General features: G+C 68.9%; 22 protein-coding genes. 15 read left to right on the forward strand and 7 right to left on the reverse strand.

What is annotated here, in order from left to right; genetic code table 11:
- Positions 1–9: 9 nt before the first annotated feature.
- Positions 10–900: a UTP--glucose-1-phosphate uridylyltransferase GalU gene (gene galU / locus RZE77_RS06310; RefSeq protein WP_319441137.1), complete on the reverse strand. Its 891-nt coding sequence runs from the start codon at positions 898–900 to the stop codon at positions 10–12.
- Between the two features lie 110 nt (positions 901–1010).
- Positions 1011–3890, reverse strand: coding sequence for a valine--tRNA ligase (locus tag RZE77_RS06315; protein WP_319441138.1), 2880 nt, complete (start codon positions 3888–3890; stop codon positions 1011–1013).
- Positions 3891–3997: 107 nt separating this feature from the next.
- Between RZE77_RS06315 and yaaA the strand changes: the two genes are divergently transcribed.
- The 10 genes from yaaA to RZE77_RS06365 all read left to right on the forward strand — a co-directional run bounded on the left by yaaA (position 3998) and on the right by RZE77_RS06365 (position 13373).
- The gene (yaaA, locus tag RZE77_RS06320) at positions 3998–4780 is read left to right on the forward strand and encodes a peroxide stress protein YaaA (protein WP_319441139.1); all 783 of its coding nucleotides are present in this window, start codon (positions 3998–4000) and stop codon (positions 4778–4780) included.
- Between the two features lies 1 nt (position 4781).
- Positions 4782–5621, forward strand: a complete 840-nt coding sequence (locus tag RZE77_RS06325) for a 2OG-Fe(II) oxygenase (protein ID WP_018903189.1) — start codon at positions 4782–4784, stop codon at positions 5619–5621.
- Positions 5622–5632: 11 nt separating this feature from the next.
- Complete coding sequence (locus RZE77_RS06330) at positions 5633–6532, forward strand: alpha/beta fold hydrolase (protein WP_319441140.1); 900 nt, start codon at positions 5633–5635, stop codon at positions 6530–6532.
- A complete protein-coding gene (queF, locus tag RZE77_RS06335) occupies positions 6529–7407 on the forward strand; it encodes an NADPH-dependent 7-cyano-7-deazaguanine reductase QueF (RefSeq protein WP_319441141.1) in 879 nt (292 codons plus the stop codon). Before RZE77_RS06330 ends, queF begins: the two co-directional genes overlap by 4 nt.
- Before the next feature lie 114 nt (positions 7408–7521).
- On the forward strand, positions 7522–8427 hold the full coding sequence (locus tag RZE77_RS06340; RefSeq protein WP_021006029.1) for an SDR family NAD(P)-dependent oxidoreductase: 906 nt from the start codon (positions 7522–7524) through the stop codon (positions 8425–8427).
- A 96-nt stretch (positions 8428–8523) separates the two neighbouring features.
- Complete coding sequence (locus RZE77_RS06345) at positions 8524–9414, forward strand: LysR family transcriptional regulator (RefSeq protein WP_062362937.1); 891 nt, start codon at positions 8524–8526, stop codon at positions 9412–9414.
- A gap of 19 nt (positions 9415–9433) precedes the next feature.
- On the forward strand, positions 9434–10321 hold the full coding sequence (locus RZE77_RS06350; RefSeq protein ID WP_319441142.1) for a LysR family transcriptional regulator: 888 nt from the start codon (positions 9434–9436) through the stop codon (positions 10319–10321).
- Between the two features lie 108 nt (positions 10322–10429).
- Positions 10430–11584, forward strand: coding sequence for a mandelate racemase/muconate lactonizing enzyme family protein (locus RZE77_RS06355; RefSeq protein WP_319441143.1), 1155 nt, complete (start codon positions 10430–10432; stop codon positions 11582–11584).
- A 73-nt stretch (positions 11585–11657) separates the two neighbouring features.
- The gene (locus RZE77_RS06360; protein WP_319441144.1) at positions 11658–12665 is read left to right on the forward strand and encodes a Bug family tripartite tricarboxylate transporter substrate binding protein; all 1008 of its coding nucleotides are present in this window, start codon (positions 11658–11660) and stop codon (positions 12663–12665) included.
- A complete protein-coding gene (locus tag RZE77_RS06365) occupies positions 12666–13373 on the forward strand; it encodes an arylmalonate decarboxylase (RefSeq protein WP_319441145.1) in 708 nt (235 codons plus the stop codon).
- 6 nt (positions 13374–13379) lie between these two features.
- Here the strand turns inward: RZE77_RS06365 and RZE77_RS06370 are convergent, their stop codons facing one another.
- From RZE77_RS06370 to RZE77_RS06380, 3 genes are read right to left on the reverse strand one after another with little or no spacing between them, the layout of a single operon-like run.
- On the reverse strand, positions 13380–14744 hold the full coding sequence (locus RZE77_RS06370; RefSeq protein ID WP_319441146.1) for an MmgE/PrpD family protein: 1365 nt from the start codon (positions 14742–14744) through the stop codon (positions 13380–13382).
- 9 nt (positions 14745–14753) lie between these two features.
- Positions 14754–15917, reverse strand: coding sequence for an acyl-CoA dehydrogenase family protein (locus RZE77_RS06375; protein WP_319441147.1), 1164 nt, complete (start codon positions 15915–15917; stop codon positions 14754–14756).
- A gap of 5 nt (positions 15918–15922) precedes the next feature.
- On the reverse strand, positions 15923–16711 hold the full coding sequence (locus tag RZE77_RS06380) for a citryl-CoA lyase (protein ID WP_319441148.1): 789 nt from the start codon (positions 16709–16711) through the stop codon (positions 15923–15925).
- A gap of 106 nt (positions 16712–16817) precedes the next feature.
- On the opposite strand from RZE77_RS06380, the gene RZE77_RS06385 reads away from it, so the two are divergent.
- Genes RZE77_RS06385 through RZE77_RS06395 form a run of 3 tightly spaced genes read left to right on the forward strand, consistent with a single transcriptional unit; the run spans position 16818 to position 21696 of the window.
- Positions 16818–19145 (forward strand): acyl-CoA dehydrogenase family protein, encoded by a 2328-nt coding sequence (locus RZE77_RS06385; protein ID WP_319441149.1) that lies wholly within the window; start codon positions 16818–16820, stop codon positions 19143–19145.
- Positions 19146–19189: 44 nt separating this feature from the next.
- Positions 19190–20179, forward strand: a complete 990-nt coding sequence (locus RZE77_RS06390; protein WP_319441150.1) for a Bug family tripartite tricarboxylate transporter substrate binding protein — start codon at positions 19190–19192, stop codon at positions 20177–20179.
- Between the two features lie 5 nt (positions 20180–20184).
- On the forward strand, positions 20185–21696 hold the full coding sequence (locus RZE77_RS06395; protein WP_319441151.1) for a class I adenylate-forming enzyme family protein: 1512 nt from the start codon (positions 20185–20187) through the stop codon (positions 21694–21696).
- Here RZE77_RS06395 and RZE77_RS06400 read toward each other — a convergent pair.
- Positions 21693–22109, reverse strand: coding sequence for a nuclear transport factor 2 family protein (locus RZE77_RS06400; protein WP_319441152.1), 417 nt, complete (start codon positions 22107–22109; stop codon positions 21693–21695). The two genes, RZE77_RS06395 and RZE77_RS06400, sit on opposite strands and share 4 nt — an antisense overlap.
- Positions 22110–22252: 143 nt before the next feature.
- Between RZE77_RS06400 and RZE77_RS06405 the strand changes: the two genes are divergently transcribed.
- Both RZE77_RS06405 and RZE77_RS06410 read left to right on the forward strand, forming a co-directional pair.
- Entirely contained in the window at positions 22253–22432 is a 180-nt protein-coding gene (locus RZE77_RS06405; protein ID WP_021006041.1) for a DUF3606 domain-containing protein, read from the forward strand.
- Between the two features lie 173 nt (positions 22433–22605).
- Positions 22606–23283: a hypothetical protein gene (locus RZE77_RS06410; protein WP_319441153.1), complete on the forward strand. Its 678-nt coding sequence runs from the start codon at positions 22606–22608 to the stop codon at positions 23281–23283.
- On the opposite strand, the gene RZE77_RS06415 is transcribed toward RZE77_RS06410, so the two are convergent.
- Complete coding sequence (locus RZE77_RS06415; protein WP_319441154.1) at positions 23229–24476, reverse strand: DNA topoisomerase IB; 1248 nt, start codon at positions 24474–24476, stop codon at positions 23229–23231. The two genes, RZE77_RS06410 and RZE77_RS06415, sit on opposite strands and share 55 nt — an antisense overlap.
- Positions 24477–24518: the final 42 nt, after the last annotated feature.

Consider the following 24518-nt stretch of genomic DNA (forward strand, 5'->3'; position numbering starts at 1 on the left):
CCTTTTTCTTCAGAGCTCCAGGCTCTTGAGGTATTCGCGGAACTGCCCGCCGACTTCGGGGTGCGCGAGCGCAAGCTCCACCGAAGCTTGCAGGAAGCCTTCCTTGCTGCCGCAGTCGTAGCGCGTGCCCTTGTAGGCATAGGCGTAGACCGCTTCCTTCTTCATCAGCGCCGCGATGCCGTCGGTGAGCTGGATCTCGCCGCCCGCGCCCTTGGGCTGGTTGCGGATCTCGTCGAACACGCCGGGCGTGAGAATGTAGCGGCCCGCCACGCCAAGGCGCGAAGGGGCCTTGTCCGGCGAGGGCTTCTCGACCATGCGATCGACCTTCACGAGATCGTCGCCGATCGATTCGCCCGCCACGATGCCGTAGCGCTTGACGTGTTCGAGCGGCACTTCCTGCACCGCGAGCAGCGAAGCACCGAGCTTGCCGAAGGCGGCCGTCATCTGCGCGAGCACCGGTGCGCCATCGACAGGGCCGACCATCAGGTCGTCGGCCAGCAGCACGGCGAAGGGTTCGTTGCCCACGAGGTGTTCGGCGCAAAGCACCGCATGGCCAAGGCCCAGCATGCGCGGCTGGCGCACGTAGGAGCAGGTCATGTCGTCGGGCATGACCGAGCGCGCGATGTTGAGCAGTTCGAGCTTGCCGCTGGCCTCGAGCTGGCTCTCGAGTTCGTAAGCGGTGTCGTAGTGGTCTTCGATGGCACGTTTGTTTCGGCCAGTTACGAAAATCATGTCGCGAATGCCCGCCGCGTAGGCTTCCTCAACCGCGTACTGGATGAGTGGCTTGTCGACAACCGGCAGCATTTCCTTGGGCTGCGCCTTGGTGGCGGGCAGAAAGCGGGTGCCGAAACCTGCAACAGGAAATACGGCCTTGCGGATGCGTGTCGAGGGAGTGGGCATGGACAATTTGGGCGTCTGTTCGTTCAGTTGAAGAAGAAGGTTCGAATGGATCAACGGCGGCACGGAAATGCCGTCATTGCCATGCTAAACCTTGCCCAGGCCCACGTGTGTCAGCCGAGACGCACAAGCTGGTCGCGAAGACGCTCCAGCATGGTGCTGAAATCGGCGAGGCGCTTGCGCTCCTGCTCGATCACGGCCGGCGGTGCCTTGGCCACGAAGGCTTCATTTCCGAGCTTGCCGTTCACCTTGAGGATCTCGCCCTCGATGCGGGTAATTTCCTTGCCGATGCGCGCGCGCTCGGCGGCCTTGTCGATTTCCATGTGCAGGCACAGGCGCGCCGTGCCGACCACGGCCACGGGCGCCGCTTCGGCCGCCGCCGACCACGAAGCCTCGTCGTCGAAGACCTTCACTTCCTTGAGCTTGGCCAGTGCCTGCAGCACCGGTGCCGCATCGCGCAGGAACGCCGCGCCTTCGGCATCGTCGGCCACCGCATAGAGCGGCAGGCGCACTGCGGGCGACACGTTCATTTCGCCGCGCAGCGTGCGGCAGGCGTCGACCAGGGCCTTGAGCCTCGCCACATGCGCCTCGGCCGCTTCGTCGATCTTCCCGGGCTGGCTCTTGGGATAGGCCGCGACCATGATCGACTCGCCCTCGCGTCCGGCAACGGGCGCCACCTTCTGCCAGAGTTCCTCGGTGATGAACGGGATCACCGGATGCGCGAGGCGCAGCAGGGCCTCGAGCGTGCGGATCAGCGTGCGGCGCGTGGCGCGCTTCTGCGCATCGTCGCCGGTCTGGATCTGCACCTTGGCGATCTCCAGGTACCAGTCGCAAAACTCGTCCCAGGCGAACTGGTAGATGGCGTTGGCCACGTTGTCGAGCCGGTATTCCTCGAAGCCCTTGGCCACTTCGGCCTCGACGCGCTGCAGCTGCGATGCGATCCAGAAATCGGCGCGGCTGAACTTCAGGTAGCCGTGCGCCGGGCCGCCGACCGCGCATTCTTCCTTCGTGTGCTCGCGCAGGCCGCAGTCCTGCCCTTCGCAGTTCATCAGCACGAAGCGCGTGGCGTTCCAGAGCTTGTTGCAGAAGTTGCGGTAGCCCTCGCAGCGCTTGCTGTCGAAGTTGATGCTGCGGCCGAGCGATGCGAGCGACGCGAAGGTGAAGCGCAGCGCATCGGCGCCGAAGGCCGGAATGCCGTCCGGAAATTCCTTCTGCGTGTTCTTGCGCACCGCAGGCGCGGTCTCGGGCCTGCGCAGGCCCTGCGTGCGCTTGTCGAGCAACTCGGGCAGTGCGATGCCGTCGATCAGGTCGACCGGGTCGAGCACGTTGCCTTCGGACTTGCTCATCTTCCGGCCCTGCGCATCACGCACCACGCCGTGGATGTAGACGTCCTTGAACGGCACCTTGCCGGTGAAGTGCTTGGTCATCATGATCATCCGGGCGACCCAGAAGAAGATGATGTCGTAGCCCGTCACGAGCACGCTCGAGGGCAGGTACAGCTCGAGTTCCTTGGTCTTTTCGGGCCAGCCGAGCGAAGAGAAGGGCACCAGCGCGGACGAATACCAGGTGTCGAGCACGTCCTCGTCGCGGCGAAGCGTCTTGCCCGGCGCCTTGGCCTGCGCCTCGGCCTCGTCGTGCGCCACGTACACCTTGCCGTCTTCGTCGTACCAGGCCGGGATCTGGTGGCCCCACCAGAGCTGGCGCGAGATGGTCCAGTCCTGGATGTTCTCCATCCAGTGGTTGTAGGTGTTGACCCAGTTCTCGGGCACGAAGCGCACCTCGCCCGACTTCACCACGTCGATGGCCTTCTGCGCGATCGACTGGCCGTCGGCGCCGGGCCGCGTCATGGCCACGTACCACTGGTCGGTGAGCATCGGCTCGACGATGGCGCCCGAGCGCGCGCAGCGCGGCACCATGAGCTTGTGCTTCTTCACCTCGACCAAAAGGCCGAGCGCATCGAGGTCGGCCACGATGGCCTTGCGCGCCACGAAGCGGTCCATGCCGCGGTATTTCTCGGGCGCGTTGTCGTTGATGGTGGCGTCGAGCGTGAGGATGCCGATCACCTCGAGCTTGTGGCGCTGGCCGACGGCATAGTCGTTGTAGTCGTGCGCGGGCGTGACCTTGACCACGCCGGTGCCGAATTCCTTGTCGACGTAGTCGTCGGCAATGATCGGAATCAGCCGGTCCACCAGCGGCAGCCGCACCTGCTTGCCGATCAGCTGCCGGTAGCGCTCGTCCTCGGGATGGACCATCACGGCCGTGTCGCCGAGCATGGTCTCGGGCCGCGTGGTGGCCACCGTGAGCGTGCCGCTTCCGTCTGCCAGCGGGTAGGCGATGTGCCAGAGCGAGCCGTCTTCCTCTTCGCTTTCGACTTCGAGGTCGCTCACCGAGGTCTTGAGCACCGGGTCCCAGTTGCCCAGGCGCTTGCCGCGGTAGATCAGGCCTTCTTCATAGAGCGAGACGAAGGTCTGCGTGACCACCTTGGACAGGTCGTCGTCCATCGTGAAGTATTCGCGGCTCCAGTCGACCGTGTCGCCCATGCGGCGCATCTGCTCGGTGATGGTGTTGCCCGACTTTTCCTTCCATTCCCACACGCGCGCCACGAAGTTCTTGCGGCCCAGGTCGTGGCGGCTGATCTTCTGCTCCTGCAGCTGGCGCTCCACCACGATCTGCGTCGCGATACCCGCATGGTCGGTGCCCGGCACCCACACGGTGTTGTCGCCCTTCATGCGGTGGTAGCGCGTGAAGCTGTCCATGATCGTGTGGTTGAACGCATGGCCCATGTGCAGCGTGCCCGTCACGTTGGGCGGCGGCAGCTGGATGGCGAAGGAATCGGCGCCCTCCTTGGGCGCCTGCGTGCCGCGGAAGCCGGCCTTGGCGTAGCCGCGCTTCTCCCACTCGGGGCCCCAGTGCGCCTCGATGGCGGCGGGTTCGAACGACTTGGAGAGGCTCTCCAGTCCAGGCTGGGCGGAAGGGGTGGTGGGTTCGCTCATGGGAAATGCAGAAGCGGCGCCTTCGGGGGTGCCGTGGGGACAAGATGGGATAGCCGGCGATTTTACCGGGGCCGCCCCGGGGCAGGCCCACCCCACATAATTCCGGGATGCTCTTCCTGCTCTCCCCTGCGAAATCGCTCGACTACGACACCCCCGTTCCCACCGAAATCCCCGCCACCCAACCCCATTTCGAAGTCCCCCGCGGCCCCTCGGCCGAACTGATCAAGCTGCTGCGCGAGAAGTCGCCGCAGCAGATCTCCGAACTCATGCACCTGTCGGACAAGCTCTCCGCGCTCAACGTGGCGCGCTACCAGGCCTGGTCCGGCAAGAGCACGCCGAAGAATGCGCGCCAGGCCGCCTTCGCGTTCGATGGCGACGTCTACGGCGGGCTCGATGCGCGCTCGCTCACACCCGCGCAGCTGGCCTGGGCGCAGGAGCACGTTTGCATCCTGAGCGGCCTCTACGGCCTCTTGCGCCCGCTTGACCTGCTGCAGCCCTACCGGCTGGAGATGGGCACGCCGCTTGCCAACCGGCATGGCAAGGACCTGTATGCCTTCTGGGGCCCGCGCATTGCGGAGCACCTGAACCAGCGGCTGGCGGCGGACCGCACGCCCGTGGTGGTCAATGTGGCCTCGCAGGAATACTTCCGCTCGGTGGACCGGAAGGCGCTCAAGGCGCGCGTGGTCGAATGCGTGTTCGAGGAATGGAAGGGCGACCGCTACAAGATCGTGAGTTTCTATGCCAAGCGCGCCCGCGGCCTGCTCGCGCGCTGGGCGGTGCTGCACAAGGCCGCCACACCCAAGGCGCTGGAAAAATTCGATCTCGAGGGTTATGGTTTCGACGCCACGGTGTCCAACACCGAAAGGCTGGTGTTCAGAAGGAAGACTTGATATGTCGCAACCGATCAGTCCGGAGCTCAAGGAATGGCTGGTGTCGCAGCTCGCGGCAGGGCATTCGGTGCCTGCGCTGCGGGCCTCGATGCGCGCGGCCGGGTGGCAGGACGCGGCCACCGACCTTGCGCTGGCGCAGCTCGAGGCCGGCTTTCCCCACGTGGAAGTGGCCCGGCCGCGGCGCACCGAGATGCCCGGCCCCGACCTCGAGGGCGCGCCGCTCTACATCGACGCGGGCGACCGCCGCGTGCAGGTGCTGCAGACCATGCGGCATCCGCGCGTCGTCGTGTTCGGCAACCTGCTGTCGCCCGAGGAGTGCGAAGGGCTGATTGCCGCGGCGCGGGTGCGGCTGGCGCGCTCGCTCACGGTCGAGACGCGCACCGGCGGCGAGGTGCTCAACGTCGACCGCACCAGCGAGGGCATGTTCTTCGAGCGCGGCGAGAACGACATCGTCGCGCGGCTCGAGCAGCGCATTGCCGCGCTGCTGCGCTGGCCGGTGGAGTTTGGCGAAGGCCTGCAGATCCTGCGCTATGCGCCCGGCGCCCAGTACCGGCCGCACTACGACTATTTCGACCCGGGCGAGCCCGGCACGCCCACCATCCTCAAGCGCGGCGGCCAGCGCGTGGCCACGCTCGTGATGTACCTGCAGGAGCCCGGGCAGGGCGGCGCCACCACCTTCCCCGACGTGGGCCTGGAAGTGGCGCCCGTACGCGGCACCGGCGTGTTCTTCAGCTACGAGGAACCCGATCCCGCCACCCGCACGCTGCATGGCGGCGCGCCCGTGCTCGCGGGCGAGAAGTGGGTCGCCACCAAGTGGCTGCGCGAACGCGAATTCAAATAATCAGGAGCGCCATGAAGCTGCTGGCCAACGGATTGCAGATCGAGGTCGACGACACCGGCGGCGAAGGCCGCCCGGTGGCCCTGCTCATCATGGGCCTGGGCATGCAGCTGATCGGCTGGCCGCTGGACTTCGTGCAGGCGCTGGTCGACGCGGGCTTTCGCGTGGTGCGCCATGACAACCGCGACATCGGCCTGAGCCAGGGCTTCGACCATGCGGGCACCGGCAACATCGTGTGGGAGAGCATCCGCCAGCGCCTGGGCCTGCAGGTGCGCTCGGCCTACACGTTGCAGGACATGGCGCGCGATTCGCTGGGCGTGCTCGACGCATTGGGCATCAAGCAGGCGCACGTCATCGGCGCCTCGATGGGCGGCATGATCGCGCAGCACCTGGCCGCCGAAGCGCCCGAGCGCGTGGCCAGCCTCGTGAGCATCATGAGCTCGAGCGGCGCGCGCGGCCTGCCCGGACCGCGCAGCGACGTCGCCGCCATGCTGCTGCGCCGGCCGCTGGGCGGCGGCGAGGCCGAGCTGGTGGCGCACAGCATCCGGCTGCTCAGGATCATCCAGAGCCCTGCCTATCCGCAGAGCACCGAGGCGCTGGCCGAGCGCCTCACCTTCAGCATGCGCCGCGCCTACCGCCCGGCCGGCATGTTCCGCCAGATGCTCGCCATTGGCGCCGATGCGCGCCGGCCCGAGGTGCTGCCGCGCATCAAGTGCCCGACGCTGGTGCTGCACGGCGAAGCCGACGCACTGGTGCCGATGGCCTGCGGCGTGGACACCGCCAAGCGCATTTCGGGCGCGAAGTTCGTCAGCATTCCCGGCATGGGCCACGACCTGCCGCCCGAGGTCTGCGCCATCCTCGCCCACCACATCGCGCCGTTCCTGCATGCGGCCGAAGAACACCACAAGCCATGAGCCTGGACAACATTCCCCCCACCAACCCCAACACGCCCGAGCAGTCGCAGCTGGGACGCACCTCGGCCTATGCCGACCAGTACGACCCGACCCTGCTCTTTCCGATTGCGCGCAGCACCCAGCGCGAAGCCATGGGCATCGCCGCCGGCGCGCTGCCCTTCTTCGGCGCCGATCTCTGGACCGCCTTCGAGGTGAGCTGGCTCAACCTGCGCGGCAAGCCGCAGCTGGCCATCGCGCACTTCACCATCCCCTGCGAAACGCCCAACATCATCGAGAGCAAGTCGTTCAAGCTGTACCTCAACAGCTTCAACAGCAGCGCCTTCGCGAGCGTCGAGGCGGTGCGCGACCGCCTGCGCGCCGACCTGTCCGAGGCGCTCTGGCGTGGCAGCGACCAGTCGGCCGGCATCGGCGTGAAGCTGCTGGCGCCCGACATGTTCGACCGCGAGCCGGTGCACGAGCTCGACGGCCTGGACCTCGACCGGCTCGACATCGAGTGCACCCGCTACCAGCCCGCGCCCGAGCTGCTGTCCAGCGACAGCACCCAGCCACCCGTGAACGAAACGCTCACCAGCCGCCTGCTCAAGAGCAACTGCCTCGTCACCGGCCAGCCCGACTGGGGCAGCGTGCAGATCCGCTACAGCGGCCCGGCCATCGACCAGGCCGGCCTGCTCGCGTACATCGTGAGCTTTCGCAACCACAACGAGTTCCACGAACCCTGCGTGGAGCGCATGTTCACCGACATCTGGCGCCGCTGCCAGCCCCACAAGCTCGCGGTGTATGCACGCTACACGCGGCGCGGCGGGCTCGACATCAATCCGTTCCGCACCAGCTGGCCGCAGGCGCTGCCGCCGAACATCCGCACCGCGCGGCAATAAGGGGCAAGGGCGCCGCCGAAGCCCCTCTTCGGAAATCCGGAACCCGCAGCCCGGCCCCTGTGGCATTCTGGAACTGCCCGCGACACTGCGGGCGGCTATCCGGAGCAGATACACATGGTTGAAGGAAAAGTAGTCGTCGTCACCGGCGCAGGCGGCGGCATCGGGCGCGACATCGCGCTGGCCATGGCAAGCCATGGCGCGAGGGTGGTGGTGAACGACATCGGCGCCGCACTCGACGGTGCGGGCGGCAGCGCCGGCCCCGCGCAGCAGGTCGTCGACGAGATCCGCGCCGCGGGCGGCCAGGCGGTGCCCAACACCGACAGCGTGGCCGATGCGGCCAGCGCGGCGCGCATCGTCGAATGCGCGGTCGAGAGCTTCGGGCGCATCGATGCGGTGGTCAACAACGCCGGCATCCTGCGCGACCGGTTCTTCCACAAGATGTCGGTCGACGAGTGGGACGCCGTGCTCAAGGTGCACCTGTACGGCGCCTACTACGTGAGCCGCGCGGCCGCCACGCACTTCAAGGAGCAGAACTCGGGCGCCATGGTGCACATGACCTCGACCTCGGGCCTCATCGGCAACTACGGCCAGGCCAACTATGCGGCCGCCAAGCTCGGCATCGTGGCGCTGTCGAAGTCGATCGCGCTCGACATGCTCAAGTTCAACGTGCGCTCCAACTGCATCGCACCGTTTGCATGGAGCCGCATGATCGGCGCCATTCCCACCGACACCGACGAGCAGCGCGCCCGTGTCGACAAGATCAAGCAGATGACGCCCGCCAAGGTGGCGCCGCTCGCGGTGTACCTGGCAAGCGAGGCGGCCGGCGCGGTCAACGGCCAGATCTTCTCGGTGCGCAACAACGAGATCTCGCTCATCAGCCAGCCGCGGCCGGTGCGCTCCATCCACCGCTCCGAAGGCTGGACGCCGCAAAGCATTGCCGAGCACGCCATGCCGGCGATGCGCGCGAGCTTCCATCCGCTGGACCGCTCGGCCGACGTGTTCAGCTGGGACCCGGTCTGAGCGGAGCGGGCTCCTGAGGTCAAACCCTGAGGCCGGCGCGCGGCGCGCCATTCGCCGGACAATGCACGCTTCCTTTCTTTCTGGTGCGCTTGTCCGGTGAACCTGCATTTCGATCTGTTCGACCTGAAACTGTTCGTCTACGTGGCGGACGCGCGCAGCCTCACGCGCGGCGCCGAGAAGGCCTGCATCTCGCTGGCAGCCGCTTCCACCCGCATCAAGCAGATGGAAGAAGCCGTGGGCGGCAAGCTGCTGCACCGCAGCGCGCAGGGCGTGAGCCTCACGGCGGCCGGGCAGGCGGTGCTCTACCACGCCAAGCGCGTGATGCAGCAGATGGAGCACCTGCGTTGCGACATGCAGGACTTCGGCAAGGGCATCAAGGGTCATGTGCGCGTGTTCGCCAACACCACCTCGATCACCGAATACCTGCCGCAGAAGCTGGCCGGCTTTCTCACGCAGCATCCGGCGGTGCAGGTGGACCTGCGCGAATACCTGAGCGAGGAGATCGTGCGCGCCGTGGCCGATGGCGAGGCCGACATCGGCATCCTGGCCGGCGACGTGCACACCGGCGAACTCGATGCGCGCCCCTTCGGCCGCAACCAGCTGGTGCTGGTGGTGCCCGCTGCGCACCACCTGGCGGGTGCGGCCTCGGTGGCCTTTGCCGACACGCTCGACGAGCAGCACGTGGGCCTGCACCATGGCAGCGCCATCCACCGCTTTTTGCAGCGTCGGGCCGAGCTGGCCGGCCGCGGCTTCAACCCGCGCATCCAGGTCAGCAGCTTCGAGGCGATCTGCCTGATGATCGAGGCGGGCGTGGGGGTGGGCGTGCTGCCGGCCTCGTCGGCGCAGCGGCTGTCGATGGCCATGCGCATCGCGACCGTGGCGCTCAGCGATGCCTGGGCCGAGCGCGAGCTCAAGCTCATCGCGCGCAGCCGCGAGCAGCTGCCGGCCTCGGCGCGCGAGCTGTTCGACCATCTCGTTGCGCCCTGAAGAAGAAGGCGCGCAGGCCATGTCCGCCGACCTGAAGTCGCTGCGCCTGTTCGTGGCCGTGGCCGACCACGGCAGCATCAGCGAAGGCGCCAAGCGCTGCCACATCGCGCTCGCGGCCGCGAGCAAGCGCATCTCCGACCTGGAAGCCCGCGCGCGGCTGCCGCTGCTGGTGCGCCATGCGCGCGGCGTGACGCTCACCTCGGCGGGCCACGGCCTGCAGCTGCATGCGCAGGCCGTGCTCTCGGCCATGGACCGGCTGGGCGCCGAGCTCGACGACTTCCAGAACGGCGTGGCGGGCGTGGTCAGCATCACGGCCAACGCGTCCACCATCGCGCAGTTCCTGCCCGCGCAGATCGGCTCCTTCCTGCGGCTGCACCCGGTGCTCAAGATCGACCTGCAGGAGCGCGCCAGCACCGAGGTGGTGAAGGCCGTGCAGGCCGGGCTGGCCGACATCGGCGTGATCGAGGGCAACACGCCCGCCGAAATGCTCGAATGCCTGCCCTACCGCAGCGATGAACTGGCCGTGGTGGTGGCGCGCGACCATCCGCTGGCCAGGCGCAAGCGCATCGGCGTGGAGGAGGTGCTGCGGCACGACCATATCGTGGTGCGCGAAGGCACGGCGCTGCACCGCGTGCTGCTGAACGCGGCGCTGGAGGCGCAGCTGCCGCTCAAGGTGCGCATGCAGGTGGGCAGCTTCGACATGGTGTGCCGCATGGTGGAGCAGGGCGTGGGCATCGGCGTGCTGCCCTATGCGGCCATCCTGCCGCAGCTGCAGATATTGAAGCTGCGCTGCCTGAAGCTCGATGCGCCGTGGGCGGTGCGCCGCCACCTGCTGTGCGTGCGGCGCCAGCAGGACCTGACCGCGGCCGCGCGCTCGGTGCTGGAGCATCTCGGCCGGCCGGACTGAGCCCGAGCCTTCGCGCGGCGCGAAGCCTTGCGCCCGCCAAAAACGAATTGTTCTCCACGGCCTGCGCACCAAGAATCGTGCAGCCGAGCAAGGCAAAAGGAGACATTCTTGAAGATCATCCGCGTCAGCGCCACGCCGCTGAACATTCCCGTCACCATCGATGTGCTGGGGCTCAACCAGCAGACCTCGCTCTCGCTCTGCCTGACCGAGATCGAGACCGACACCGGCCTCGTCGGCCATGGCATGACGGCCATCACCGAAGAAGAGATCATTGCCGCCGCCGTGCGCGAGGTGGCCGGCCCGGCATTGATCGGCGAAGACCCGATGGCCACCGAGCGCCTGTGGGAGAAGCTCTACTGGCTGCTCTCGCCGCGCGGCCAGACCGGCTATGCGAGCCACACCATCGCCGCGCTCGACATCGCGCTGTGGGATTTGAAGGCCAGGGCGCTCGGCCAGCCGCTGTGGCGGCTGCTGGGCGGTGCCCGTTCCAGGGTGCCGGTCTATGCGACCTTCGGCTTCGGCTTCTTCGAGCGCGACCAGCTCGCCGCCGCCGCCAGGCTCTGGGTCTCGCAGGGCTTCCGGCGCCTGAAGATGACGGTCGGCGGCCATGCGCTCGCGCGGCGCGACGAGCCGCGACCCATCGACGAGGTCATTGCCGAGGACGTGCGCCGCGTGGCGGCCGTGCGCGAGGCGGTCGGCCCCGACGTCAAGCTGTACGTCGACGCCAACTGCGGCCTCGACCTGTTCCACGCCACCGAGCTCGCGCGCCGCATCGAGCCCTACGGCATCAGCTTCTTCGAGGAGCCGCTCACGCAGAACGACGTGCGGCAGATGGCCCAGCTGCGCGCGCGCACCAGCATTCCGCTGGCCTGCGGACAGAACGAAGGGCTGGCCTTCCGCTTCCGCGACCTGCTGGTGAACCAGGCGGCCGACGTGCTGCAGCCCAACGTGACCATCTCGGGCGGCTATTCGCAGTGCCTGAAGATCGCGGGCATGGCGCAGGCCTTCAACGTGCCGATCGACAACGGCGGCGCCTGGCCCTTCCACAACATGCACCTGCATGCGGGCGTGTCGAACGGCGGCATGGCCGAATACCACTACGTGGCCGTGCAGATGCTCAAGCAGGTCTTCGACGGCCTGCCGGTGCCGCAGGATGGCTGGCTGCAGCTGCCCGAGACGCCGGGCCTGGGCTTCGCGCCGAATGCGGATCGCGTGCGCGAACTCGCGAAGCTGCCCACTTCACGTGGCAAGGGCAAAGCCTAAAAAAATAGACGCCCGCGGGTGCACTTGAATGAGCCGCGCAGACGGCCGCTGATCGATGACCATTGGAGACACGATGAAAAAAGCTACGGATCTTGTTCGCCCCGCACGCCGCCAGGCGCTGCGTGCCGCCCTGGCCCTGGCCCTCGCGGGCCTGTTTACCGTGCCCGCCGCCTGGGCCCAGAAGTACCCCGACAAGCCGATCCGCCTGGTGGTCGGCTATTCGGCCGGCGGTGGCGTCGATGCGGTCGCGCGCCTGCTCGGCACGCGCCTGTCGGCGGTGCTCGGCCAGCAGGTGATGGTCGACAACCGCACCGGCGCCACCGGCATGATCGCCGCCGAATACGTCGCCAAGTCGGCGCCCGACGGCTACACGCTGATGATGGGCGACAGCGCGCTGCTGGCCGCCAAGCTGCTGCAGCCGAAGGCGCCGGTCGATCCGCTCACCAGCTTCAGGCCCGTCGCGGGCGCCTTCGTCTCGCCGCTGATGATCGTCACCGGCAACGACTTCCCGGCCAGGACGCCGGCCGAATTCGTGAAGGAGATCAAGGCCCGGCCGGGACACTATTCCTACGCCACCTCGGGCGTGGGCACGGTGCACCACCTGGGCTTCGAGATGCTCAAGCAGACCAGCGGCAGCAAGGTGGTGCATGTGCCCTACCGTGGCGCCGCGCAGATCGTGCCCGACGTGGTCGGCGGGCAGGTGCCCATCGGCGTGGTCAGCGCCACGGCCGGCATGGCGCAGGCCAAGGCCGGCAAGCTGCGCGCGATCGCACTGATGAACACCGCGCGGCTCGAAGGTGCCGAGAGCGTCCCGCCGCTGGCCGATGCGCTGCCGGGCTTCGACGTGGCGCCGCGCATCTTCGTGCTCGCACCCGCCGGCACGCCCGACGAGATCGTCGACAGGCTCTCGGCCGCGGTGAAGACCGTGCTCGACACGCCCGAGGCCGGCACCGCCGCGGCCGCGCAAGGCACGCTGCGCGCCTACGCCACGCCGGCGCAGCTCGGCAAGGACATGGCCGAGGAGACGAAGCGCTGGCAGCGCATCATCGCCGAGCAGAACATCGTTGCGGAGGGCAAGTAGATGGCGCAGCCGCATCTGGGCCTGATCGTGCCGCCGGCCGCCGGCGCGGTGCCGGTGGACGGCCCGCTGCTCTACGGCGACCGCATTCGCTTTTCAGCAAGAGGTTTGGGACTCGGCGAAATCTCGACCCGCGGCTACACCGAAGTGATCGATTCGGTCATCGGCAAGGCCATGGAACTCAAGGCAGAGGGTGCCAGCGCCGTCTCCCTCATGGGCACGTCGCTGAGCTTCTTCCGCGGCGTGGCCTTCACGCGTCAACTCAAGCGCGAGATGGAACAGGCCACGGACTTGCGCTGCACGACGATGAGCGACGCGATCATCGCGGGCCTGCGCCATCTGAAGGTGCGGCGCGTGGCCGTGGCCACCGCCTACATCGACGAGGTCAACACGCAGCTGCGGACCTATCTCGAACAGAGCGACTTCGAACCGCTGGCACTCGAAGGCCTCGCCATCTCCGACGTGCAGGCCGTGGGCCAGGTGCCGACCCAGGTGCTGGTCGACCTGTGCCTCAAGGTGTTCGAAGACCAGCCCGGTGCCGACGGCCTCCTCATCTCGTGCGGCGGCCTTGTCACGCTCGATGCCGTGCGCGAGGTCGAGGCGCGCCTGCAGGTGCCCGTGGTGTCCAGCTCGCCCGCGGGCTTCTGGGACCTCGTGCGCACCGCCGGGCTCGACGCATGCTCGCCGGGGCAGGGCCGGCTGTTCGGCTGAACGTTCTCAGCCGAGCCAGCGGCCCACGCGCGGCGCGGCCGCCAGCTGCCAGATGCGCTGGCACAGCGCCTTCGCCTCGTCGGCCGTGGCGCCCTCGCCGTAGTGCGCGAGGCGCTGCATCTTGTCCTCGATCTCGGCGCGGCTCAGGCTGTTGCCGGGGTCGCCCTTGGGCTCGTCGACGCGGCCGGCCAGCGTGCGGCCGTCGCGGGTCTGCACGCTGACCTTGCCGATCCAGCGCGCGGGGTAGGCGGTGTCGACCTCGGCGTCGAGCTGCATCGCCACCCTGTCGCGGAACGCGGCCACCTCGGGCGCGAGAAAGTCGCGGTCGAACTCGCCCAAGCCGGCGCGGCCGTGCACCGCGATCAGGCCCAGCACCGTGCCCATCGAGAACTTGCCCTGGTGCACGGTGGCCGGCACCGTGACCCGGCCCAGCACGTCGATGGCGCCCTGGTGCACGTGCGCGGTCACGCGGGCCACGTCGCCGTGCGCGAGCTGGTGCTCGCGCATCACCTGCAGCAGCGCATCGGCCGCGGGATGCGTGTGGCGGCATGAGGCGTGGTACTTGAACGAGGTTTCGGCCAGTGCCCAGCGCGTGCCGAGGCGGTCGGTGAGCCGTGCCGGATCGGCATCGCTCGACATGCCCACGCCCAGGCCCTGCGCGCCTTCGAGCACTTTCGCTGCGCCCGTGAAGCCGTCCTGCGCAAGGTATGCCGACATCAGCCCGCTCGCGGCCGCATGCGCGCAGTGCAGCTGCTTCGAATCGGCCGCATCGCGCAGGAACTCCCACACGCCCGCCGACTGCGTGCCGGCCGAGCCGAAGGCATGCAGCATCTGCTGCGGCGTGAGCTCGAGCAGCCGGCCCACGGCGGCGGCCGCGGCCAGCGTGCCCGCCGTCGCGGTGGTGTGGAAGGTCTTGTAGTGCGAGCGTCCGAGGAATTCGCCCACGCGGATGCCGACCTCGTAGCCCGCCACCACCGCCGTCAGCAGCTGTGCACCGCTGGCCCCGATGCTCTGCGCCACGGCCAGCGCGGGCGCAATGACCACGGCCGCGGGATGGAACACCGAGCCGTTGTGCACGTCGTCCTGCTCCACGTAGTGCGAGGCCGCGGCATTGACCAGCGCGGCGAACACCGGCGAGGTGGTGCGGCGCGAGGTGAGCATTTCGCTCGGCCCCTCGGCCGGCCCCATCGTCTGCGCGAAGCGCTCGATGCTGCGTACCGGCCGCGCCGTGCGGGCCGCGAGCACCGAGCCCAGCCAGTCGAGCATCAGGTCCTCGGTGCGGCGCAGCACGGGGGCGGGAATGTCCGCGAACTTGAGTTCGGCGGCGAAGGTGGCCAGCTCCCAGCTGGGATGATTCGATGAGGTGGTCATGGAGTGCCTTCAGAACGAACGCGGCAAGCCGAGCATGTGTTCGGCGACGTAGCTCAGGATGAGGTTGGTCGAGATCGGCGCCACCTGGTAGAGCCGCGTCTCGCGGAACTTGCGTTCGATGTCGTATTCGCAGGCAAAGCCGAAGCCGCCATGGAACTGCAGGCAGGCATTGGCCGCTTCCCAGCTGGCCTTGGCTGCCAGGTACTTCGCCATGTTGGCCTGGGCGCCGCAGGGCTCGCGCGCATCGAACAGGCGGCAGGCCTCGTAGCGCATGAGGTTGGCGGCCTCGATTTCGATGAAGGCCTCGGCAATCGGAAACTGCACGCCCTGGTTCTGGCCGATGGGCCGGCCGAACACCACGCGCTCCTTGGTGTAGGCCGTGACCTTGTCGATGAACCAGTAGCCGTCGCCGATGCATTCGGCCGCGATCAGCGTGCGCTCCGCATTGAGGCCGTCGAGGATGTACTTGAAGCCCTGGCCCTCTTCGCCGATCAGGTTCTCGGCCGGGATCTCGAGGTTCTCGAAGAACAGCTCGTTGGTCTCGTGGTTCACCATGTTCAGGATGGGCCGCACCGTCATGCCGCTGCCGATGGCCTCGCGCAGGTCGACGATGAAGATCGACATGCCTTCGGACTTCTTCTTGACCTCCGCAAGCGGCGTGGTGCGTGCGAGCAGGATCATCAGGTCCGAATGCTGGATGCGCGAGATCCACACCTTCTGTCCGTTGACGACGTAGCGGTCGCCCTTCTTCACGGCCGTGGTCTTGATCTTGGTGGTGTCGGTGCCGGTGCTGGGCTCGGTCACGCCCATCGACTGCAGGCGCAGCTCGCCGGTGGCGATGCGCGGCAGGTAGTTGCGCTTCTGCGCCTCGCTGCCATGGCGCAGCAGCGTGCCCATGTTGTACATCTGGCCGTGGCAGGCGCCCGAATTGCCGCCGCAGCGGTTGATCTCTTCCATGATCACCGAGGCCTCGGTGAGCCCGAGGCCGGAGCCGCCGTACTCCTGCGGAATGAGCGCGGCCATCCAGCCGGCCCTGGTGAGCGCGTCGACGAACTCGGCGGGGTAGCCGCGCGCCTCGTCGATCTTGCGGAAGTATTCATTGGGAAACTGCGCGCACAGGTCGCGCACGGCATCGCGGATGTCGGCGAAGCGGGTGTCGTTGTGGTTGTTCATCTCGTTCAATCCTGGCGCGGGCCGCCGGCTTCCTTTTCGACACGTTGCCAGATTTCGATGGCCATCGGGTCGTCGATTTCCTCGAGGAGGTGGCCCACGAGCCCGATGGCGCGCGCCATCACGCCGAGGCCGCGGATGATCTTCCACGGAAAGCCGAACTCGGCCGCAATCGCGCCGATGGCGCCCGTCGCGTTGATGGGCAGCGACTTGCCCGAGACGCGCTCGGCCTCCTGCTGCACCGCCTGCATCAGCGCCACGTAGTGGCCCGAGAGGCTGTTCTCCTCGGCGATCTGGAACAGGCGCGGCGTGCGCGGGTCGATCGGCTTGTGCAGCGGATGCCCCAGGCCCGGCACGATCTGCTTGCGCGCGCGGTGGTCGGCCACGATGTCCTTCGCCATGTCGGCCAGCGGCCGCGCCGGCTTCTCGCCGAAGGGAATGGCCTCGTAGAGCATCTTCGCTGCGCCTTCGGTGCTGCCCACGAACACGGTGCCCAGCCCGCACAGGCCCGCGGCCACCGCGGCCTGCAGCGCCTCGGGCGCGCCCGCATAGGTGAGGCGCGCGGCCAGCGCGCTGGGCGTGATGCCGTGCTCGACCAGCGTGACGACGATGGCGTTGAAGGTGACCGACTCCTGCGGCGTCGGGATGCGGCCCGTGAGCTCCAGAAAGGCCATGTCGCCGAGGTTCAGGTGGCCGAGGATCTCGGAGGGCAGGTCGCGCCCGCGCACGGTGATCTTGTCGGGCGTGCTGTGGCCGAGCTCGGTGTGCAGGGATTTCTTGATCTTTGTGGTGGTCATGCGCCGAATCTATGCCGCCCTCGCGCGAGGCGGGTCTGTGAATGCGAAACCCTCCCTTCGGCAAATGCAAATGCCGCGCGGCGGGCCGTTCTGTCACGCTGCGGCGATGGACACAGAATCACTTTCCGCCGTGCGCGATGCCGCGCTCGACTACTTCGTCCGCAGCCGTTCCGTCCAGCGGCGGCGCGAGCGCATGGAGCGGCCCGATGCCGACGAGGCGCAGGGCTGGAGCGCCATGGCCGAGCTGGGCTGGACGGGCATGCTGGCACCGGAATCCGCAGGCGGGCTCGGTCTGGATCTCGCGGGCGCCGCGCAGATCCTGCGGGCCGCAGGCGAGCATGTGGCGCCCGAGCCGCTGCTGGCGGTGGCGGGCTTGAGCGCGATGCTGCTCGCACGGCTCGAAGCCCCGGCCGCGCAGTCGCTGCTGGCGGACCTGGTCGCGGGCCGCAGCCTGCCTGCGCTGGCCTGGCAGGAGAGCGCCGGCGACCTGAGCGCCGTGCCGCTGGCCTGCGGCTGCGAGCCGCGCGCGGGGCATGCGGGCGGCGTGCTGCTGCAGGGCGAGAAGCTCATGGTGCTGCCCGGCGCGGCCGCCAGCGGCTGGCTGGTGTCGGCGCGCGGCAGCGACGATGCGGTGCTGCTGTGGGTGCCGCGCGGCACCGCCGGCGTGAGCGAAACCCTGGTGCCGCTGGTGGACGGCAGCCAGGCCGCGAGCCTGCGCTTCGAGCAGGTGGCGCTGCCGGCGGACGCGGTGCTGGCTGAAGGCCCGGCCGCGCAGGACGCGCTGCGCCATGCGCTCGCGGCCGGCCAGGTCCTGCAGGCGGCCGAATTGCTGGGCGTGGGCCAGGCGATGCTCGCGCAGACGCTGGCCTACCTGCGCACCCGCTCGCAGTTCGGCAAGCCCATCGGCAGCTTCCAGGCGCTGCAGCACCGCTGCGTGGACATGTTCATTCATCTCGAAGTGGCGCAGGCCGCACTCGCGGAGGTGCTGGCACTGGCGGACCTGGGGCTCCCGGCCGAGCGGCTCGAAGCCGAAGCCAGCCGCGTGAACGCCCGCTGCACCGCCGCGGCGCTGCAGGCCTCGCGCACGGCAGTGCAGCTGCATGGCGCCATCGGCTACACGCAGGAGTGCGACCTGAGCCTCTACTACAAGCGCACGCTGTGCCTTGCGGCGTGGCTCGGCAACGTGGCTGCGCACCAGCGACGCCATGCCGTGCTGGCCGACGGCGGCGAAGCGCGGGCGGGCACCGCCGCATGGGAAGGCGAGTTCCCGCGCAGCGCCGACTGGCACGCGATGCCCGAGGCCGAGTTCCGGCGCATGGTGCGCGCCTTCCTGCAGCAGCGCTATCCGCAGCAGCTGCGCTACCTGTCGCACCGTGCGCGCTGGAGCGAGATCCGCGAGTGGTATCTCACGCTGTCGGCGCAGGGCTGGATCGCGCCGGCCTGGCCGCAGGCGCATGGCGGCATGGGGCTGCCGGCCGACAAGCTCATTGCATGGATCGAGGAGCTCGAGCAGCACGGCGTGGCGCGCGCGCCGGACCAGGGCATCGTGATGATCGGTCCGCTGCTGATCCAGCATGGCACGCCCGAGCAGCAGCAGCGCTTCCTGCCGCGCATCCTGAGCGGCGAGCATGTGTGGTGCCAGGGCTATTCGGAGCCCAACGCCGGCTCCGACCTGGCGGGCCTTCGCACCGAGGCGGTGGCGGGGCGCGATGCCGAGGGCGATCACTTCATCGTCAACGGCCAGAAGATCTGGACCACGCTCGCGCAGGATGCCAACCACATCTTCATGCTGGTGCGCACCGACAAGGCCGCGCGCAAGCAGGAGGGCATCAGCTTCCTGCTGTGCGACCTGCGCACGCCGGGCATCACGGTGCGGCCGATTCACACGCTTTCGGGCGAGCCCGAGTTCTGCGAGGTGTTCTTCGACAACGTGCGCGTGCCGGCCGAAAACCTCGTGGGCCGGCTGCATGGCGGCTGGACGATTGCCAAGGCGCTGCTGGGCTTCGAACGCATTTTCCTGGGCAGCCCCAAGCAGTCGCAGTACGCGCTGGGCCAGCTCGCGCGCTTGGCCGAGGCGCGCCGCCTTTTTGCGGACCCGGTATTCGCGCAGCGCTTTGCCGCATTGCGGCTCGACGTGCTCGACCTGTCGGCCACATACACGGGCTTTGCCGACATCGTGCGCGCGGGCCAGCCGCTGCCTGCATCGGTGTCGCTGCTGAAGATATGGGCCAGCGAAACCTACCACCGCATCGGCGCGCTGCTGGTCGAGGCCGGCGAAGAGCAGGGCGCCGTCGCGGGCGACCAGCTGCTCGACGGGCAGAGCTTCAACGTGCTGTCGCCGCTCATCGGCTCCACCGCCGCAATGATCTACGGCGGCACCAACGAGATCCAGCGCAACATCCTCGCGCGGCAGGTCCTGGACTTGCCCGCCTGATCGATGCGAGCCGCCGAAGAAATACACAACAGGAGACAACGCCCATGCAATCGATCGACATCACCCGGCGCCATGCCGTGGCCGCGCTGGCAGGCAGCGCGCTGCTGGCCGCACTGCCTTCGCGCGCCTTGGCACAGCAACAGCAGCTGCCGCCGCTCGTCAAGCTGGTGGTCGGCTATTCGGCCGGCGGCCCGGTGGACGGCGCGGCGCGCCTGCTCGCGCCCGCGCTGAGCCAGGAGCTCGGAACGCAGGTCATCGTCGACAACCGTCCGGGCGCCAGCGGCTCGGTGGGCGGCGATGCGGTGGCCAAGGCCGCGCCCGACGGCGCGCTGCTCTTCTTCGGCGCGAGTCCCACCATCACCATCAATCCGAACATCCAGCGCAGGATGCCTTTCGATCCGATGAAGGACCTGACGCCCATCGCGCCGCTCGTCGACTACACCAACGTGCTCGTGGTCAACAAGGACCTGCCGGTGCACAGCGTGGCCGAGCTGCTGGCCTATGCGAAGGCGCGGCCGGGCAAGGTGTTCTACGGCTCGGCCGGCATCGGCGCGTCGAACCACCTGAGCGGCGCGCTGCTCGAGAAGATGACCGGCGTGCAGCTCACGCACGTGCCGTACAAGGGCAGCGCACCCGCACTGGCCGACGTGATGGGCGGCACCGTGACCATGATGTTCGACATCATCGCCACCTCGCGGCCCTTCATCCAGTCGGGAAAGATCCGCGCGCTGGCCGTCACCTCGCGCCAGCGCAACCGCATGCTGCCCGAGGTGCCGACCATGATCGAGTCGGGCGTGGCCGGCTACGACGTGGGCGGCTGGTTCGGCCTCTACGGCCCGGCGCGCATGGACCCGGCACTGGTCGCGCGCCTGAATGCCGCTACGCACAAGGCGCTCGCGCGCGAGGACATCGCCCATCGGCTGCGCGAACAGGGCTACGAGGTCTGGAGCGGGGGCGCGGACCTGCTCGCGGCCAAGGGCCAGGCCGACCGCCGGCTCTGGGCCACGGCGGCCCAGGGCATCGAGGCGGAATGAGCGAAATGCCGGCACCCACGCGAATCCACGAGCTGCTCGAAGCGCGCGCATTGCAGTCGCCGAGCGCGGCCTTTCTCTTCGAACCGTCGGGCACCGTGTCGTACGGCGCGCTGCAGGCCATGGCCGAGGCGGCCGCGCAGGACCTGCTGGCCGCCGGCGTGCGGCCGACCGACCGCGTGCTGCTGGTGGCCGAGAACTGCGCCGCGCACATCGCGCTCATCATGGCGTGCAGCCGCATCGGCGCATGGTCGTGCGGGGTCAACGCGCGCATGTCGCCCGGCGAGATCGCGGCCATTGCCGAGCGCGCCGATGCGCGGCTGTGCTGCTTCACCACCGACGCCTCGGACGCCGCGCGCCAGCATGCGCAGCGCGCCGGCGCGGTGCCCTCGGCACTGCCCGGCGTGATGCGCTCGGCCGTGCGCGCCGAAGCCAGCCCGGAGGCCGACCCCGCACTGGCGGACACCGCGGCCATCATCTTCACCTCAGGCACCTCGGGCACGCCGAAGGGCGTGATGGTGTCGCACCGCGGCCTGCTGCATTTCGGCCGCGTGTCGGCCAGCGTGCGATCGCTGGGCGCGCACGACCGGGCCTATGCCTTCCTGCCGATGACGCACATCTTCGGCATCGGCACGGTGCTCATGGCCGCGCTCACGGGCGGCGCCGCGCTGGTGCTGCGCGCAAGCTTCTCGCCGGCCGACATGCTGCATGCGCTGGCGCATGAAGAGGTGTCGAACCTGCTCGGGCCGCCCACGATGTATGCGCGGCTGCTGGCCCACATCGAGGCCGGGCACGGCGCGCCGCGCTTTCCGGCGCTTCGCTATGTCTACACCGGCTCGGCGCCGCTCGATCCAGCGCTCAAGCAGCGCGTCGAGGCGCTGTTCGGCCAGCCGCTGCACTATGGCTATGGCCTGTCGGAGTACGCGGGCTCGGTGTTCCTCACGCGCGTCGAGGCACCGCGCGCGGACACGGCCGCGGGCCACGTGGTCGAGGGCGGCGAGGCGCGCATCGTCGGACCTGACGGCCAGGACCTGGCGCAGGGCGAGACCGGCGAGATCTGGCTGCGCGGGCCGGGCCTCATGCTGGGCTACTTCCGCGACGCGGCGGCCACGGCGCAGGTCATGCGACCGGGCGGCTGGTATGCGAGCGGCGACCTCGGGCGCTTCGATGCGGACGGCGCGCTGTTCGTGGTCGGCCGGCTCAAGGAAATGATCATCCGCTCGGGCTTCAACGTGTATCCCGCGGAGATCGAGGCGGTGATCGGCCGCTTTGCGGGCGTGCACCTTTGCGCGGTGGTGGGCGTGCCCGAGGCCGACGGCAACGAGCGGATCGTCGCCTTCGTCGAGATGAAGCCCGGCGCCGTGCTCGATGAACCGGCGCTGCGCGCCTACCTCGCGGAGCACCTGTCGCCCTACAAGCGGCCCGCGCGCATCGAGACCATCGAGGCCATGCCGACCACGGCCAACGGCAAGCTGCTCAAGCGCGAGCTGCAGGCGCGCGCCGCTCCGGCTTTTGGCTAGCCGAAGATGCAGGCGCGGCCCTTCTGCGTGTCCATGTACTCGCGCATGCGGGCGATGCGCCCGTCGCGCAGTTCGAAGATGAAGCAGTAGTCGTTGTCGTAGCTGCGGCCGTTTGCGAGCGTGGCCTGCATGCGCAGTTCGACGATCACGGTATCGCCCTCGCAATAGCGGCTGCGGAAATCGACCGCGACATCGGAGACGAAGAGCGCCGGAAATCTCTCGGCCAGGAAATGCACGATGGCGTGCGGGCCGACCATGTGGTCGGGCACATCGAGCGCCAGCGCGGTGGCATTGCCACGTGGCGCCAGCCATTCGGCATCCTCGGTGAACCAGGAGGCGATGCGTTGGGGGTCGTGGCTTGCGAAAGCCTTCCATGCGTCGGAGATGATGCGTTTGTTCTGTTCGGAGGTCATGCGCCGACCATAGGCGCGGCCCGCGGCGCCCGCACGCCGGTTTCGGACATGTCCTGCAAGGAGCCGCGCCGCCGTCCGCCAGTGCCGCGCAGCCAGCGCGCGCATCGTCCTTGCATCGACACACCCAACACAGGACGCACGCCATGGCAGACGACCCGAACAAGCGCGGCCCGCAGGACCGGACCCGCATCAATGTCAACGAGCCGCACGAGGTGCGCTACTGGACCCAGACGCTCGGCGTGACCGAGGCGCAACTGCGTTCGGCCGTGGCCGCCGCGGGTGTCGAGGTGAAGGACGTGCGGGTCTACCTCGGCAAACCCTAGCCGAAAGCGTAGGCACGCTCCTACACCCGGCACGGGGGGCGGAGCCGATACTTGGCTTTCCTTCGCTTCAGGACGCGCAAAGTGAACGAGCCGATTGCCGAACCCCGCACCAGCAGTGCTCCGCGGGCCTGCCACCCCCTCACCGAGGCGAAGCCTTCGGCTCTCCGCGCCCAATGAAGGCCTCGCCCGGAGCCCGAAGCTGGATCGCCGCCGGCGTACGCCACGAACTGCTCACCCGCGCCTTGCCGGCACTGCGCCACGACATGGCGGCACCGGTGTCGGTGATCCGCATGGCGCTGCTCATGCTCAAGCGCCAGATCGGCGCGCCGGTCATCGACGCACCGGTCTGCGAGGAGCGCGTGGCATTGATCGACAACCAGGTGTCCGAGCTCGTGCAAGGCATCCGCTCGCTGCGCGACTGGGAACTGGCCACGACGGATGACGGCATCACGCGCAGCGCGCTGGTGGCGCAATGCGTGGGCCTGATGCGCGCGGCCTTCGACATGCATGGCGTCGAGTTGGCTGTCGATGCCGCACTCGAGCCGCGCGAGGACGAAACGCGCTGGCCACAGGGCGCCGCGCTGCGCTACCTGGTGCTTGGCGGCCTCGGGTACCTGCACGACGGCGCGTCCGAGGCCGGCGCGATCCGCATCGAGGCCGATGGCGGCAACGCGCTTCGCCTCAGCGCCTTGCCGCGCGAATCCGCCGGTGCCAGCCCGGTGCTCGACGCGCACCGCGCCCCGCGTGCGCTGGCCATCGACGCGATTGCGCTCCAGAGCCTGGCGGAGGACCTGGGCTACACCGTGGCGCTCGAGCGCGACAGCGTGCGCTTTCCGCTCGCACCGGGCTGAGGCCTTCGTCGTTCTTCTCCGGCCTTGCGCCTGCCGTTGGCCCTGCGCGCCTCGCGCTGCTGGCGCACCTGGCCTTGCCGATGCATCCGCAGGAAGGCGAGCAGCCGCTGTTCGGCGGCGTGGAGCCCGCGCGTCTTGCGCGCGGCGGTACGGGCCGACATCTTTCGCAGCAGTTCGGCCGCGGGGTCTTCCTCGTCGCCCGCGAGCGCGCTGCCCAGCGCCAGCACGGCCGGGTGCACGTAGGCCTTCTTGCACACGGCGGGCGTGTTGCCCAGCTGCTTTGCCACGGCGGCCAGTATTTCCTTGGCGCTGTAGCGCGTGCCGTCGGCGGCCGTGCGGCCCGGTTCGCAGGCCAGCCGCGTGAGCTCCAGCGCCTGCACCGTGCCGTGCCAGGTCCGGAAGTCCTTCGCAGTGAAGCGTTCGCCGGGCGAGGCTTCGGCGATGTAGCCGTTGACGTCGGTGGACGAGACGCTGCGCAGTTCCCCGTCTTCGTCCTGGTACTGGAACAGCGCCTGGCCGGGCAGCTGCTGGCATTGCCGCACCACCTTGGCCACGCGCGGATCGTCGAGCCGGGCTTCATGCATCACGCCGCTCTTGCCCTTGAAGCGCAGCCGCAGCGCCGCGCCCTGCACGGCCGCATGCCGGTTGCGCAGCGTGGTGAGGCCGAAGGAGCCGTTGCTGCTGGCGTATTCCTCGTTGCCCACGCGCAGCAGCGTGGTGTCGAGCAGGCGCACCAGGGCCGCCAGCACCTGCTGGCGCCCGGGCGCCTTGGCGGTTGCCGCGCCTTCCTGCAGGTCGCGCGCGACGCGGGCGCGGATGCGCGGCAGCGCGAGCCCGAAGGCCTCGAGGCGCTCGAACTTGGTCTCGTCCTTGAAAAGCCGCCAGTCGGGGTGGTAGCGGTACTGCTTGCGACCGCGGGCATCGATGCCGGTGGCCTGGAGGTGGCCATTGGGCAGCGGGCAGATCCACACCTGCGTGTAGGCCGGCGGAATGGCCAGCATGCGGATGCGCGAGAGCTCGTCCGCATCGCGCACCCAGCGGCCCTGCGCATCGCGATAGCGGAAGTGCTCGCCATGCTTCAGGCGCCGGATGCCCGGCATGTCGGGGTTCACGTAGACCAGGCCGTTGGCAATGGGCGCGGCCGTCGGCGACGGTCTGGAGGGCGGGGCAATCGATCTGGAGCGGTCCGGCATGGGGTTTGCGTGGTGACGGTACCCAGCGCTTGTGCCTGCACC

Source organism: Variovorax sp. SPNA7 (assembly GCF_033807855.1).
In the GTDB taxonomy this organism is placed as follows: domain Bacteria; phylum Pseudomonadota; class Gammaproteobacteria; order Burkholderiales; family Burkholderiaceae_C; genus Variovorax; species Variovorax beijingensis.

Excerpts from the sequence above, each read along its gene's own strand:
- galU (WP_319441137.1), bottom strand. The coding sequence starts at position 900 with ATGCCCACTCCCTCGACACGCATCCGCAAGGCCGTATTTCCTGTTGCA.
- RZE77_RS06315 (WP_319441138.1), bottom strand. The coding sequence starts at position 3,890 with ATGAGCGAACCCACCACCCCTTCCGCCCAGCCTGGACTGGAGAGCCTC.
- yaaA (WP_319441139.1), top strand. The coding sequence starts at position 3,998 with ATGCTCTTCCTGCTCTCCCCTGCGAAATCGCTCGACTACGACACCCCC.
- RZE77_RS06325 (WP_018903189.1), top strand. The coding sequence starts at position 4,782 with ATGTCGCAACCGATCAGTCCGGAGCTCAAGGAATGGCTGGTGTCGCAG.
- RZE77_RS06330 (WP_319441140.1), top strand. The coding sequence starts at position 5,633 with ATGAAGCTGCTGGCCAACGGATTGCAGATCGAGGTCGACGACACCGGC.
- queF (WP_319441141.1), top strand. The coding sequence starts at position 6,529 with ATGAGCCTGGACAACATTCCCCCCACCAACCCCAACACGCCCGAGCAG.
- RZE77_RS06340 (WP_021006029.1), top strand. The coding sequence starts at position 7,522 with ATGGTTGAAGGAAAAGTAGTCGTCGTCACCGGCGCAGGCGGCGGCATC.
- RZE77_RS06350 (WP_319441142.1), top strand. The coding sequence starts at position 9,434 with ATGTCCGCCGACCTGAAGTCGCTGCGCCTGTTCGTGGCCGTGGCCGAC.
- RZE77_RS06360 (WP_319441144.1), top strand. The coding sequence starts at position 11,658 with ATGAAAAAAGCTACGGATCTTGTTCGCCCCGCACGCCGCCAGGCGCTG.
- RZE77_RS06365 (WP_319441145.1), top strand. The coding sequence starts at position 12,666 with ATGGCGCAGCCGCATCTGGGCCTGATCGTGCCGCCGGCCGCCGGCGCG.
- RZE77_RS06370 (WP_319441146.1), bottom strand. The coding sequence starts at position 14,744 with ATGACCACCTCATCGAATCATCCCAGCTGGGAGCTGGCCACCTTCGCC.
- RZE77_RS06375 (WP_319441147.1), bottom strand. The coding sequence starts at position 15,917 with ATGAACAACCACAACGACACCCGCTTCGCCGACATCCGCGATGCCGTG.
- RZE77_RS06380 (WP_319441148.1), bottom strand. The coding sequence starts at position 16,711 with ATGACCACCACAAAGATCAAGAAATCCCTGCACACCGAGCTCGGCCAC.
- RZE77_RS06385 (WP_319441149.1), top strand. The coding sequence starts at position 16,818 with ATGGACACAGAATCACTTTCCGCCGTGCGCGATGCCGCGCTCGACTAC.
- RZE77_RS06390 (WP_319441150.1), top strand. The coding sequence starts at position 19,190 with ATGCAATCGATCGACATCACCCGGCGCCATGCCGTGGCCGCGCTGGCA.
- RZE77_RS06395 (WP_319441151.1), top strand. The coding sequence starts at position 20,185 with ATGCCGGCACCCACGCGAATCCACGAGCTGCTCGAAGCGCGCGCATTG.
- RZE77_RS06400 (WP_319441152.1), bottom strand. The coding sequence starts at position 22,109 with ATGACCTCCGAACAGAACAAACGCATCATCTCCGACGCATGGAAGGCT.
- RZE77_RS06405 (WP_021006041.1), top strand. The coding sequence starts at position 22,253 with ATGGCAGACGACCCGAACAAGCGCGGCCCGCAGGACCGGACCCGCATC.
- RZE77_RS06410 (WP_319441153.1), top strand. The coding sequence starts at position 22,606 with ATGAAGGCCTCGCCCGGAGCCCGAAGCTGGATCGCCGCCGGCGTACGC.
- RZE77_RS06415 (WP_319441154.1), bottom strand. The coding sequence starts at position 24,476 with ATGCCGGACCGCTCCAGATCGATTGCCCCGCCCTCCAGACCGTCGCCG.